Genomic DNA, 13,549 nt, shown 5'->3' with positions numbered 1-13,549 from the left:
CGGGTTCGAGGTCTTCTTTTTGGGCCCGGCCCATCGTTTAATTCGTTTCAGCCCGCGCGACCGTCGGGATTTGATCGCCCGGGGCCTGCGCCCGCGCGACGCCCGCCGTCAAGCCCGCCTCCTCCGCCGGCCGCCGCCCTTCCCGCCCCTCCTGCGTCCCTGTTCCATCGGAGACGGGATCGAGCGTTTGTCTCGCGCGGAGCGAGACCGTTTGGCCCGCCTGGCGAGGTCCGCGGATCACGCCGGCCGCTTCTCACGCTTTATTCCCGCCTCCGGGGCCGCCACACGCCTCTTTCACCCTCTCCTTCAGTTGGATCGAGCCCGAAAAGAATCCCGCGCGAGCGCCGGGGAGGTTTTACGACAAGGGGGCGCCCCTTTTTCGAGGGACGCTTTCCGATTCTTTTCGGAGTTGGACCGTTTCGCTTTGCGGAGCGATCTCGCGAAAATACTGAAAAAAATCCACCAAAAAAATCTCCCACGGCTTTTAGCGAAGCAAGACCTGGACCCGCTTTTGGACGCTCTGCTCGGGCCTAAGGGTCTGGACCTGGCTCGGCGCCCAAAGGGGCTCATCCCGTTCCACCGGATCGGCCCCCGTTCGCGAACCGCTTTTGAGGAGCAGGTGGTTGAATCCTCGGCCTTCGCCGACAAAACCCGCCCCGTGCGCGTTCACTTCACGGTTCTTCCGGAGCATCTGGCGGAGTATCGACGCTTGGGTCGCCAGGTATCGGAATCACTCAAACGTCGCTCCAGGGGCCTGGCAGAGCTTAAATTCAGCGTTCAGGATGCCTCCTTGGACACCCTGGCTCTGGACGCGGACGGGGGCTGGGTCCGCCGCTCGGATGGGGGTCTGCTCTTTCGCCCGGGCGGTCACGGGGCGCTCTTGGCCAATCTCGAAGGGACGGGGGGGGACCTCGTTTTTATCAAGAACATCGACAACGTGCCGACCCCTTCCCACCAGGCGGAGGGGAACCTTTGGCGGGCCGCCTTGGCGGGACGATTGATCGAAGCCCAGGAAACGTCCGGCCGATGGATTCAGGCCGTTCGGGCACGAAACTCTCCGCATGGAATTATACGTCAAGCCGAGAATTTCATTCGGGTGACGTTGGGGAGCGGCGTTCCCCGGGGCCTGACGTTGGCTCAACGGCGCGCCCGCGTGGTCCGGCTCTTAACCCGTCCCTGGAGGGTGTGCGGCATGGTTCCCAACCGAGGGGAACCCGGCGGCGGCCCTTTCTGGGTCACCGGCGGGGAGGGGCCCTTCGTTCAAATCGTCGAGGCGTCCCAGATCCCCCATTCGCGAGAGGCCCTGCTGGGGCGCGCCACGCATTTTAACCCCGTGGACATGGTGGTGGGGCTTCGTGATTTCCGCGGAAAGCCCTTCCGTCTTTCGCCATACGCCGATCCGTCTGCCGCGATGGTTTCCCGCAAACATTTCGAGGGTCAGGATATCCTCACCCTCGAGCACCCCGGCTTATGGAACGGCGGCATGGCCCATTGGAACACGATTTTTGTGGAGATCCCGGCCCGGGTCTTCCATCCCGTCAAAACCATCAACGACCTTCTCCGGCCGGGACATCGGGCGAACAGATGATGTATCATTGGGAACGGCTATGAAAGGAATCATCCTCGCCGGCGGTTCCGGCACGCGTCTTTACCCGCTCACGCGCGGCATCAGCAAACAGTTGGTGCCCATCTACGACAAGCCTATGATTTATTATCCCCTCTCGGTCTTGATGTTGGCCGGGATCCGGGATATTTTGATCATCACCACCCCCCATGAGCAGGAGGGGTTTAAACGGCTCCTGGACGATGGTTCCTGGATTGGGCTCAAGATTTCCTATGCCGTCCAACCCTCTCCCGGCGGCTTGGCCCAGGCGTTTACCATCGGCCGGGATTTTGTGGGAACGGATCGCGTGGCCTTGGTCTTGGGGGATAATATTTTCTACGGGCACGGCTTGGTGGAGGATTTGCACCGTGCGGCCGGCCGGGAAAAGGGCGCCACCGTGTTCGCCTACTCCGTGCGCAAACCCGAAGATTACGGGGTGGTGGCCTTCGACCCAGACGGCAGGGCCGTCTCCATTGAGGAGAAACCGCCAAAACCCAAATCAAATTTCGCCGTGACGGGCCTCTATTTTTACGACAATCGGGTGCTGAACGTGGCCGCCGGTTTAAAACCTTCCGCCCGGGGGGAACTGGAGATCACGGACGTCAACCGGGTGTATTTGGAGTGGGGGGAACTGAACGTGGAACGGCTGGGGCGGGGCATCGCCTGGCTGGACACGGGCACCCACGAGTCCCTCCTGCAGGCCTCGGTTTTCATCGAAACCATTCAGGACCGCCAGGGGTTGCGCGTGTCTTGCCCGGAGGAAATCGCTTTTTCCCAGGGATACATCAACGCCGACCAACTTCGGCGCTTGGCCGAACCCATGAAGAAGAACGATTACGGTCAATACCTGCTCCGCCTGCTCGACGATCCCCGCGCGAACCCCCGCTAACGTTCCGTCCGACCCCCTTGGACTATTTCCTCTGGAGGGTCAACGCTCTCCCCCGCCGGAGAATTAGGGGGCTGGCGTGGGGGGGGATTTGCGTTGAATTTTTTCCTTGTTTTCGTCGTAAAATTTCTTGATTTCATCGATATGGTCCAGGATCAGTTTGGCTTTGGTGAGGCCAAAGGTCAAGCCGAACCGATCGTTTTCGTTGGTTTTTAAGCTGATGACCATATTGCCTTTGAATTCGCCGATGGTGAACACGTTGTCCTCCGTGGTGATTAGGGTTTAGGTTTCAAGTCTAGTTGTAGATCACGGGCGGCCTTGACCGCCATGATTTCCATCAGGTTCATGGCGGCGTTGTTTCCGCCCGTGGCGCCGCCTTGGCCCATCATGATTTCGGGAACCACGGCGTTCTTCGCGTTGGCGAAGGCGTCGGCCCAAACCTTTTGGGTCTGGACATAGGCGTCCAATTTTTTCTCCAGAGCGCCGTCGGCGGCCATAATGCGTCGACGGTATTCCGCGTCGCCTTCCGCCCGGGAAATTTGGGTCAATTTATACTGTTCCGCGGCGGATCGGTTCAGTTTCGCCACCTCCAGCTCCTTCTCGGCCGCCGTGATGGCCTTCGCTTTCTCCACCTCCTGCTCGTATTTCGCCACCGCCACGTTCTTCTTACCCACCTCCTCCGCCGTCAAACGATCCTGTTGGGCCTTTTCGGCCTCCGCCTTGGCCGAAACGGTCTTCATGAGGGCCTGTTGCTTTGTCGTAATTTGTTGGTCCACGTTGGCTTCGTAGTCTATTTCCTTGATGACGAACTGGGTGACTCGGATCCCATACTTCGAAAAGACGCTTTCTTTTCGCTCAAATTCGCCCTTGGTGTTGGTCTGGACCCGGACAATCTGTTTCTTGTTGATTTCTCCTGTCTTGGAGTCTCGGAAGTCGATGGTGTCGGCTTCCGTGAGGTAAACTCCGTTTTTGACCTGGTCGTCCGCCATTTGGGAGAATTCCGCGCGTTTGGTGGTGTAAGACTCCTCCGCGCTCATCAATGCGGCGGTCAAGATAACGGCCTCCGAGACCACCTGGTCGATGGTATCGCGGATCACCGCGTCATAGCCCCGGAATTTCTTATGAAGGTCCACCAGCTGTTCCGGGTTGTTCGGGATCTCAAACCGGATATTGCCGGTGACCTGGGCGGTGGCCCCGTCGTTGAATCGGACGGATATGGAATCATCCGTTTCCCTGCCTTCATCCTGGTGTTTTGAAAAGTATAGGGTGTCTGCCGCCCGGTACCTGAAAACATCCCCGAAAAATTGAAGGAACATCCCGGAATCGGTAATGGCGGTTAATTTCCCGGTGACGGCCGCCTGCCGGATAACGTAATTTCCCGCGTTGTTGGTCTCGAAGAGTTTGGGGGCCAGGATGAGCAGGACCACCAATATCAAAAGAGCGCCGGCCGTTTTGAGGGCGCCGGTGTTCAGGATAAGGGACAAGCGATCTCGTTCCATGGGGGTCTCCAAGGGGTGTTTAGGGTTTGTTTGTGGTGTCGTTGGCGCGGCTAGCCGACCTGGAGCGATACCAGGTCACGATCCGAAGAAAGAGGATCAAGACTCCACCGACCAACAGAATATCCAGTGCCAGTTGAAACATTCCAGCTCCTTTTTCGACCGGGACGGCCTCTCGGCCGGGGTCGAATTAGAGAATGCCCCAAAAACAGAATTTTGTCAATGGGAAAGTGAGGCATCCATGCGCATCATCGAAAAACCAAATAAATAATATTAATATCGAATTAGAAACGATTGACAAACAATAATTTCAACTAAATAGCTAATACAAATTCTTCGGCATGCGCGATCCAGTTTGCTTGCCGTATATTTAACATAATATATATTATCGGACATAATATTCAGAAAGGGGTTGACGAAACGGCGAACTCGATCTATGGTTGATTCGGCCGGGTTGTCTCCGCGGCATTTCTAAAATAAACCGATTTCTCGTTCCGAGTCAGTGAAGTTGTTTTTCATTGTCTCCTCGTTTCGAGCGTTCGGCCTTGGAGGTCTCTCTATGGGGTTCGGTGAACGGTTTCAAAGCAGCTGGCGTTTGGTCCAACAAACCTGGTCGGTCATGCGAGACCACAAGAAACTGATGCTTTTTCCTCTACTGGTGACCTTTTTTACCCTGGCCATGATCCCTTTTATACTGGCGCCGGTGGCGCTTCAGCCCACGGGGCATCGATACAATGAGCCGGCTCATTGGAAAGCCGTCTCCCAATCTGTCTTTACGGAATCCTCCATAAAAGCGGTCAAAGAGGCGTCTTCATCCTCATCGCGGGCGGCTCGGGATCAGTTGCGTGTTACCGCTCAGGCCATGGGGTATGTGGCCGTTGTCTATTTTCTGGCGATGTTTATGGCGACGTTTTTTAACGTTGCCTTCTACCGGGAAATCATGAATGCGCTTCAAGGACAACCTGTTTCAATTCGGGAGGGTCTCCGGTTCGCCTTTGGGCGATTGCCGGCCATTTTTCTCTGGTCGCTTTTCGCGGGCCTGGTGGGTTGGTTGATTAAGTCCTTGGAAGAGCGCGTGGGGCTCGTTGGTAAATTGATCCTTCGCCTGGTCGGGCTCGCCTGGAGCGCGGCCAGCGTCTTCGTTATCCCGGTGCTTGTGATGGATGAGGAGGCTGGGTCCAACCCTGTGGCCGTTCTCCGTCGATCTGCGGAGACGCTCCGCAAGGCCTGGGGCGAGGCGGTGATTGGGTTTTTGGGGATCCAGTTCGGCGGTGTGATCGTTCTTCTGGCATCGATCGTTCTCTTGGGAGTGAGCGGCTATCTCTCCGCCACCTTAAGGACCCCTTGGGTATTCGGAGGGACGTTCGTTTTCTGGCTCCTGGGCCTATTTTCTTTTGTTTATCTGATGAGCGTCGGAAACCAAATCTACCGTTGCGCGCTCTATCTCTACGCCTCCACCGGGCAAATCGCCGGTCCTTTTGAGAAGGATTCCCTCGATTTGGCCTGGAAAATAAAGAAAGCCTAACTCACTTCGATAGGGATTGGACCAGGGCCCTGGCGCTTTCCAAGCCAGGGTGGGTCGCTCTATATCGGGTGCCCTTCCCGGCACCCGACCGGGCGGCCAGTCCTTCCTGTTCCAGCCGATCGAAGGCGCGGGAAAGTCTTTTGAGCCCAGCGAAACCTGGACATTCGGAAGGTCTTCGGCCATACGAGTGACGGGTATTTCCGGACGATGGAGGAGGTCTCGATAACCATGAAGAAGAAGCAAAAGGGCATTCGAGAGCCGTTGAAGGATCTCCCCCCGGGGGGGCAAGACCCGGAGACGGATCGTCCGGCGTCCCCGGTCGATGTCGAACAGGGGGTGGGCGTCCCGTTCCTGGAGGGGTTGAGCGACTTCAACGTCGGCGCTTTTCTGCTTCGGACGATCCTCAAATAGCCAAGATCGGGCCTCCGCCCAGCGGGCTTCCACCGCCTCCCGGGGCCCCTCGGCCTCGAATTCCCGTTCCCCCATCCTCATTTTGACCCTGAGCTTATCCACCGTTATCCCCCGTTTTTCTGACCACGCGAAGATCAGAAAAACCAAATAAACGACAAAGTTCTGTTCATGTATTGTACATGTTCGTTTCTTAGGGGGCAATTTTTTTGTCGGCCATGCCGCCCCGTGGGAGAGACCGGGGGACCGCTCATTCTCTGCCTGCCTTTTCCCCCCTTTCCAAAGGGGGGCGCGGGGGGATTAGCCGTTGTTCTTGTCACTTTGAAACACTTGATTTCTCCCTCGCTTGGAAGAAATAAAAAACCCCCGCCCGTCTTTGGGACGGGCGGGGGCGTGAATACGGACGGGTTATTTTGAACCGTTTTTCGTGGCCCCCGTCATGGGGCAACAGGCCTTCGGTTTGTCCTTCCCGACCGGGCATTTGTGGCCCTTCATCCCGGCCATCCCGCAACAGGGTTTCTCGGCGCACATCTTATCGAACTTGGCCTGTTGATCCGGATTCAGCAAAGCCTTGATTTTGGCGTCCGAAGCTTCTTTCATGGCCTTCATTTTTTCGCCCATTTCTTTCATTTGGGCGAGTTTGGCTTCCCAGTCGGATTCCAGGACCGCCTTGACTTTGGCTTTCTGGTCCGCCGTGAGCGAAAGGGCCTTGGCCATTTGGTCCACCCGGCCGTCAATCATTTCCGCCTTGTGGGACGAGGGGTCCATTCCCATCCCTTCGTGATCCATTTCGGCCCGAAGGCCCACTCCAACCATCCACACCGTTGCCGCCAACAAGATCCCTGTTTTTTTCACGTTGAATCCTCCCGGGTGCGCCTCTGTTGCAGTGACCGTATTATACAAAGGGCGGAAACCCTTGGGCCACAATTATATTGTTGAACTCCCGAATGTGGCTCTCGTCATCGGTTTCCATGAGGCTGTTGCCCTTCCTGAATACATGGAACCAGTCCCCGGAAGGGTCATTCGGGAAAGTTTTCTCTCCCTAACATTTGACCCATGGTCATCCAAAAACATTTGTTATCATGGGAGCAGTCAAATTGGTTTATTTCAGCCAAAAAAGAGGATGACGAATGAAAAAATCCTGGGTTTTACTTTTGTTGGCTTTTTTTATGACTCTTTATGGGGCCTCCCTTTCTCTGGCGACCTGGGGGCCCGCGGCGGCTTTCCTGGGGTTCTTTTTCCGAAACGGGTGGATGGTGACGTTGGGGGCCGCGCTGGTGGCCGTGGCTACCCGGCGATGGCTCGGGCTTTCCCCCCGCCCCATTTCCACGGCTTTCGCCCTGCTTCTTCTCCACGCCCTTGTCTTCTACACCAGGCTCCTCTTGGGCACGGCCGCTCCCACCCTTCTTTTTATCGCCACCTTTCTGCTCGTGGGCATTCTCTTCGGTGTTTTCGGGCTGGATCGCACCATCGCCCTGGGGAAACATCTTTTTCAGGGGCCCCGTTTGAAAGGGGCCGCCCGGCCCCTGGCGGCTTGGCTTCTCCTGTCGGTCGGGGTCGGGTTCGTGCTTTGGCTAGTCGGAAAAATTCCTTCGGTGATCCTGGCGTCCCACCCCGATGTTTCGCGCTACGGCGTTTCCGTTCGGAACGGGGTTTTGGAGGTATCTCGGATCGGGCTCGCGGGCTGGATCTACAACCACTTCTACGCCTTGACCCTTTTCATTCCCCTTCTGTCGGGTTGGATCCGTTGGCGGGAATTTTCAAAAAAAATGGAGTATCTGAGAAACGCGGCGATCACCTTCACGGCCTGGTTCCTTCTGGCCCCGCTTCTTTCCAAGCTCCCCTGGGGACAGCTCTATTTCCTTCTCACCTTGCCCTGGATTCACGTCTATTGGGATGAAATCGTCTCGGCGATCCAGGAAGGCTGGCTATCTTGGAAACGGGCCGAAACCGAGGGGGCCGGAAATCCTGGGAACGGGCCGCCCGTTGGGCGGCCATGGCCAAGGAACGGTTCGGGACCCCGGATAAATCCCGCCAGGCCCTGACGGGAGCGGGAACCGCCTTGAAGGCGTGGGGCGTTTCCTACGATCTTACGCGGCCGCCAGGTTGGCGGGCCGGGAGATCCTCCTTCGCCGGACCTTTTGGCTTTGGCGGCCGTGGCGGTCTTCATCCCCGCCGCGCGCTGGTTTTACCGCTGGACCCACGTAACGGTGGTGGAGTTTTCCCCTTCGGGCCTGGTGTCGGACCGCGTGGCCATCCGCATTTCCTTTTCGGGCGACGTGAAACCCCGCCTGGGGGACCTGCGGCGATTGGATTGTTTTAAGATCACTCCCCCCCTGGCGGGAAATTATCGACAGGAATCTCCCCGCGTGCTGGCTTTCATTCCCTCCGAACCCTTGAAACCCTCCACCCGTTACGTCGTGGAATTCGACGGCGCCAACGTGATGTCTTCGGCGAAAGCCGTGCAGGGAAGCGCGGAAACCGAGTTTAACACCGACCTCTTCCGGGTCACCAACGCCCGGGTCTTCTACAACCTGGACGCCATCACGGCCCAGGACATGGAGGTGGTGGGCGAATTGGCTTTCAACTTCCCCGTGGCCCTGGACGAATTGCGCCGGAACGCCAAGATCACCAAGGACGACAAACCCCTGCCGGTGGAATGGGAACGGGCCATCGACCCCACCCGCTGCTATTTCCGCAGTGAAGGGGTCAAGCCCTCCGCCAAACTTCAAACGGTGGCTGTTTCCCTGTCGGCGGACCTGGGATGCATCGGCGGCACCCTGCCGCTGGAAAAGGAATATCAGTCGCTTCTGGTTCTTCCGGAAAAACCGAAGCCCCAGGTGACGGAGGTCCGGTTGTTCCACGAGCCGGGCAACACCTTGGTGAGCGTCCTCTTCAACACGCCGGTTTCCCAGGACCAGGTACGCCGGTGCTTGCAGATCACCCCCCCGCTTTCCGTGGACGTCAAAACCGAATACGCCATGGCGATTTTGCGCGGCCCCTTTAAGCCCAACGTGAATTACACCGTCCACATCGCCTCCGGTCTCGTGGCCCGAAGCGGTGAAATCATGGTCACCCCTCACACGGGGAGCGTACGGATTGAAGATCTCCCGCCGTCGCTGAAGTTCGCCCGTCCTGGAAATATTTTATCCCTGTCGGGGCCCCAGAACCTGGCGGTCAAGACCGTGAATCTGGACACGGTGGGTGTCCGAATTTCCAAGGTTTTCCGCAACAACCTCCTGGGTTTCCTGAACAATAAATCTTCGCCTCCGCTCACCAAACAAATCTACAACGGCGTCTATCGCGTGGAGGAAGGCGAGATCAACGAAGAGGTGACCCAATACATCGGCCTGTCCGCTTTCCAAAAGGAACCCTACAAAGGTTTGTTCCAGGTGGAACTGTATGATCCGAAGAGTTATTACAACCGGGAAAACGCCTGGTTCCTCTGCACGGATTTGGGGCTCGTGGCCAAGCATTCCGGCGACGACCTTTGGGTTTGGGTCGTGTCGGTCAACACCCTGCGGCCCGTGGCGGACGCCCGGGTGGAGCTCGTGAGCGACACGAACCAAATCATGGAGGCCCAGTCCACGGACGGAGCGGGCCGAGCGGTGTTCCCGAATTGGCGGAACCACGAATACCGGTTGAGCCCACAATTCCTGGTGGCCAAGAAAGACGACGATTTTTCATTCCTCTATTTCCAGGAGACCGAAAAGAACGCCTACGCGTTCCCCATCAGCGGGGATCCCTTTACAAGGGAGGGTTTGGAGGCCTTCCTGACCCCCGAACGCGGGGTCTACCGGCCCGGCGAGACGGCTTTCGTCACAACCATCGTGCGCACCGCCGAGCGGCAATTGCCGCCGGACATCCCGGTTCAAATGACCGTCCGGGACCCGCGGGGCGCGGAATACGCCAAGTTGGACGGGCGCCTGAACGGGAACGGCCTGGCGGTTTTCAATGGTGGAGTTCCCCCTGGACGCCTTGACCGGGGCCTACGACGTCCGGTTGGAGCAACCGGGGTCGGACCGGGTCCTGGGGACCACGTCCCTGAAAGTCGAGGAGTTCCTTCCCGATAAGTTGAAGGTGGCGGTGAAAGGGCCGGCGGACGAGGTGATGGCCGGACAACCGCTGACTTTCACCGTGAGCGCTCGGCAGATGTTCGGACCGCCGGCGATCAATCACCGGGTCACGGCGTCGGTTCGCTTTTACTCGCGGATTTTCTCGCCCGCGGGCTACGATGGTTACGTCTTTCAAGACTCCAACCGCTCTTTTTCCGACGAACAAGTCGATCTGGGCGACGAGGTGACGGACGACAAGGGAGAAAAGGAATACTCCCTTCCCATCCCCGAAGTGAAACCTCCCTCGGCCCTCCGGGCCTACCTGTACAGCGAGGTCTTCGACACCGGCGGCCGGCCCGTGAGCGCGGCGGGATATGCCGACGTGAACGTCTATCCCCATTACCTCGGCGTGAAGGTGGAGGAAACCGGTCCGCGCCGGGTGGGGCAAGAGATCAAGTTCCGGCAGGTGGCCGTGGCGCCCTCTGGAAAAGCGGTGGCGGTGGAAAAAATGCGTTTGGTCATCCGCCACAAGGCCTGGTACTCTGTTTACCGCCACGGGTCCTGGGGGCGGGACTACTATCAATCCTCCACCTACGAGGAAATATTAGTCAACGAAGTGAAAGACCTGCCCGCCAAGTCGGTGCTCTCCACCTTCAAGCCGGAACAGGAGGGCGAATACACGATCCTGCTCGTGAGCCCCTCCGGGATGCGTTCCAGCCTGACCGTGAATGTGCTGGGCACCGGCTTTGAAACGGCCAACCTCCAGTCGCCGGAAAAATTGCAAATCGTTTTGGACAAGGAAGACTACGCGGCGGGTGAACAAGTTCAGGCGACCGTTCGGTCTCCCTTCCCCGGGAAACTGTTCTTGACCGTGGAGCGGGAGAAAGTCTACGAAACCCGCGTCATTGAAATGACGGGCCGGGAGACGACGGTCCGTTTCGACGTGAAAAACGACTACACGCCGAACATGTATATCGTGGGGTTGGTCGTCCGTTCCCCCGACACGCAACTGGATACCTTGCCCATGGAATCCTTCGGCATCGTTTCCTTGAACGTTGAAACCAAAGCCCGCGCCATTCCCGTCACGTGGGGAACGCCCACGGCGGTCAAGTCCGCCGACGGGATCGACGTTTCGCTCCAGGTGGGCGGGGACCCGGACCGCACGAACGTCGTTTTGGCCGCCGTGGACGAGGGGGTTTTGCAAGTGACCGGGTTCAAAACACCCGACCCCCTGGCCTTCTTCTACCGGAAGAACGGCTTGACCACCCACACCTACAGTTTGATGGACCTTCTCCTGCCCGACCTGGAGGCCAAGAAACTGGCGGTGGGCGGCGGCGACGAAGGCGAGTTCACCCGCCGCCACCTGAACCCGGTCCAGGCCAAAAAGAAAAAGTCCATGGCCGTGGTGTCGGGGATCCTCTCCCCCGGCCCGGACGGGAAAGTGGCTTGGCACGTGAACACGCCGGGGTTCAACGGTGAAATAAGGCTGATGGCCCTGGCCGTTCGGGGGGACCGATTCGGATCCTCCGCGAAATCGGTTCAGGTGGCCGACCCGATCGTTTTACAGCCCGCGTTTCCGCGCTTCGTTTCGCCCAACGACGAGTTCCAAATTCCCGTGGATGTGTACAACAAGACGGGCCGCGCCGGCAATTTCTCCATCGTGCTCAGGGCCGAGGGCCCGGTCAAAACCGACGGGTCCACCCAAAAGGTGGACTTGGCCAAGGAGGGCCAAACGCGTTTGGTGTTTTCCGTTCGGGCTCTGGCGGATGCCGGGGTCGCAAAAATCACCGTGATCGCCCGGGGCAACGGCCAGGAATCCATCACGACGGAGGAACTCAGCGTCCGTCCCGCCACCCATTTGGCCACCGTCATGAAGGCGGGATCTCTGGCGCCCGGGGCTTCGGTGGAGCTCGCCCCCACGGCGGGGTATATTCCCTTCGGCCAACGGCTCCGTTTGGGCATGTCCGGAAACCCGATGTACCAATATCTGGGCGTGCTGGACCGCTTGATCACTTACCCCTACGGGTGCGCGGAACAGACCGCCTCCCAGGCGTTCCCCCTCCTGTATCTGAAGGACCTGGGCTTCGCCACCGGTCGGTTTGCCGAGCGGGCCAACGCCATCGACACCTACGTGCAGGGCGCGGTGGACCGCCTGCAAAAACTTCAGTTGCCTAACGGGGAATTTTCGTTCTGGCCGGGCGGCGGGTCCGGCGGGCGTTGGCTCAGCTATTACGTTTCCCACTTCCTCATCGAAGCCAAATCCCAGGGGTATAAAGTCAATCCCGTGGTTTTGGGCCGGGTTCGCACGCTGTTGACCAAAGGCGTCATTGAAATTCCGTGGGAACAGATTCAGGCCATGTCCCAAAACCAAGGCGCCCAGGGAGACGACGAGTCCGGCACCCCGCGTGACGAAGGAGGCGAGGGGGAAGACGGCGACTATCAACCGCCGGAGCCTCCCCCCCTGTCGGCGCAACAGGCCGCGCACATGGCGGAAAGCCGCTTGGACCGCCGGGGGCAACAGGACCAAAGCCAATTGGTTCTGGATCCTTACCTTCTTTACCTGAAGGCCCTGTTGGGCCAACCGGACCGGGAATCCATGGCGGTGGTCGCGGCCCGAAAACCGGAAGAGCTGGACGAGGTATCCCGGGCGCTCCTCTCCATGGCCTACAGCCGAACCGGGGACCGGGACACCGCGCTGAAACTCTTGAAGCCGGATTTCAAAAGCCGCTGGCTTTACCGTCAACAGTTCGGGGATTTCAACTCTCCCGTTCGGAACAGCGCCATGTATCTGGCCGCCCTCGCTCTGGCGGACCCCGCATCGACCCGCATTTCCCAGATCGTCGATTATCTGGGGGCGCAGATGAAAAACGGGTATTTCGGCTCCACCCAGGAAAACGCCTGGGCGCTCATGGCCCTGGGCCGGGCCTTTAATGCGGAGGATAAGCGAAAACCATTGAACGTGGCGCTCACGGCCAACGGCCAACCCTACGCCGTTCCGGAGGGCTCTTCCGCCAACATCCAGGACCTTACCCTTTCTGGAAAAAAACTGGCGTTGACCAACAAAGGCGATTCGACCCTCTATTATCACTGGATGGTGGAGGGAACGCCCTTGGCCAAGGCCGAGAAACCCCGTTCCAACGGTTTGAAAGTCACCCGCTCCTATCGGGACACCCAGGGGAGGGACGTCAATCTCTCCAACGTGCCCCAGGGGGATCTCGTGGTGGTCACCCTGACGGTGACGGCGGAAAAAGAGGCCCGGAACGTGGTGGTCGTGGACCTTCTGCCGGGCGGTTTTGAAATCGAAAACCCGCGGCTCCGTTCCCGAGGGGAACTGGGGTTCGATCCGGCCTTCGGGTTCAATCCGGCCTACCAGGACATCCGGGACGACCGCCTGCTCTTGTTCACCGACGGGTTCATGGGGACCCAAAACTTTTCCTATGCCGTGCGGGCGGTGACGCCCGGGCGATACACGGTCCCCAACCCTTTCGCGGAGGCCATGTACGATCCGGACGTGAACGGCGAGGGATCAGAACCTCTGCCGCTCGTGGTGGCCGACGTGAAACCCTGACCGGACCC

At 58.8% G+C, this 13,549-nt stretch carries 10 protein-coding genes; 7 read left to right on the top strand and 3 right to left on the bottom strand.

Annotation, left to right across the window (positions count from 1 at the left end; genetic code table 11):
* Positions 1-19 precede the first annotated feature (19 nt).
* Both IPP35_02245 and rfbA read left to right on the top strand, forming a co-directional pair.
* Positions 20-1,588, top strand: coding sequence for a DUF4301 family protein (locus tag IPP35_02245; GenBank protein ID MBL0057947.1), 1,569 nt, complete (start codon positions 20-22; stop codon positions 1,586-1,588).
* Between the two features lie 19 nt (positions 1,589-1,607).
* Entirely contained in the window at positions 1,608-2,492 is an 885-nt protein-coding gene (gene rfbA, locus IPP35_02240; GenBank protein ID MBL0057946.1) for a glucose-1-phosphate thymidylyltransferase RfbA, read from the top strand.
* Positions 2,493-2,555: 63 nt separating this feature from the next.
* Here the strand turns inward: rfbA and IPP35_02235 are convergent, their stop codons facing one another.
* Entirely contained in the window at positions 2,556-2,747 is a 192-nt protein-coding gene (locus tag IPP35_02235; GenBank protein MBL0057945.1) for a hypothetical protein, read from the bottom strand.
* 17 nt (positions 2,748-2,764) lie between these two features.
* Positions 2,765-3,988 (bottom strand): hypothetical protein, encoded by a 1,224-nt coding sequence (locus tag IPP35_02230; GenBank protein ID MBL0057944.1) that lies wholly within the window; start codon positions 3,986-3,988, stop codon positions 2,765-2,767.
* A gap of 556 nt (positions 3,989-4,544) precedes the next feature.
* Here IPP35_02230 and IPP35_02225 point away from each other — a divergent pair.
* Both IPP35_02225 and IPP35_02220 read left to right on the top strand, forming a co-directional pair.
* The gene (locus IPP35_02225) at positions 4,545-5,510 is read left to right on the top strand and encodes a hypothetical protein (GenBank protein ID MBL0057943.1); all 966 of its coding nucleotides are present in this window, start codon (positions 4,545-4,547) and stop codon (positions 5,508-5,510) included.
* A gap of 228 nt (positions 5,511-5,738) precedes the next feature.
* Complete coding sequence (locus IPP35_02220) at positions 5,739-5,921, top strand: hypothetical protein (GenBank protein ID MBL0057942.1); 183 nt, start codon at positions 5,739-5,741, stop codon at positions 5,919-5,921.
* Positions 5,922-6,326: 405 nt separating this feature from the next.
* Here the strand turns inward: IPP35_02220 and IPP35_02215 are convergent, their stop codons facing one another.
* A complete protein-coding gene (locus tag IPP35_02215; protein MBL0057941.1) occupies positions 6,327-6,773 on the bottom strand; it encodes a hypothetical protein in 447 nt (148 codons plus the stop codon).
* 275 nt (positions 6,774-7,048) lie between these two features.
* Here IPP35_02215 and IPP35_02210 point away from each other — a divergent pair, with 275 nt between their 5' ends.
* From IPP35_02210 to IPP35_02200, 3 genes are all read left to right on the top strand, one after another.
* Entirely contained in the window at positions 7,049-7,963 is a 915-nt protein-coding gene (locus tag IPP35_02210; GenBank protein MBL0057940.1) for a hypothetical protein, read from the top strand.
* A 111-nt stretch (positions 7,964-8,074) separates the two neighbouring features.
* Complete coding sequence (locus IPP35_02205; GenBank protein MBL0057939.1) at positions 8,075-9,991, top strand: hypothetical protein; 1,917 nt, start codon at positions 8,075-8,077, stop codon at positions 9,989-9,991.
* Entirely contained in the window at positions 9,873-13,541 is a 3,669-nt protein-coding gene (locus IPP35_02200) for a hypothetical protein (GenBank protein MBL0057938.1), read from the top strand. The genes IPP35_02205 and IPP35_02200 overlap by 119 nt, the downstream gene beginning before the upstream one ends.
* Positions 13,542-13,549: the final 8 nt, after the last annotated feature.

The organism is Elusimicrobiota bacterium, from assembly GCA_016721625.1.
Lineage (GTDB): Bacteria > Elusimicrobiota > Elusimicrobia > FEN-1173 > FEN-1173 > JADKHR01.
This window is presented reverse-complemented; position numbering and strand designations above follow the sequence as displayed.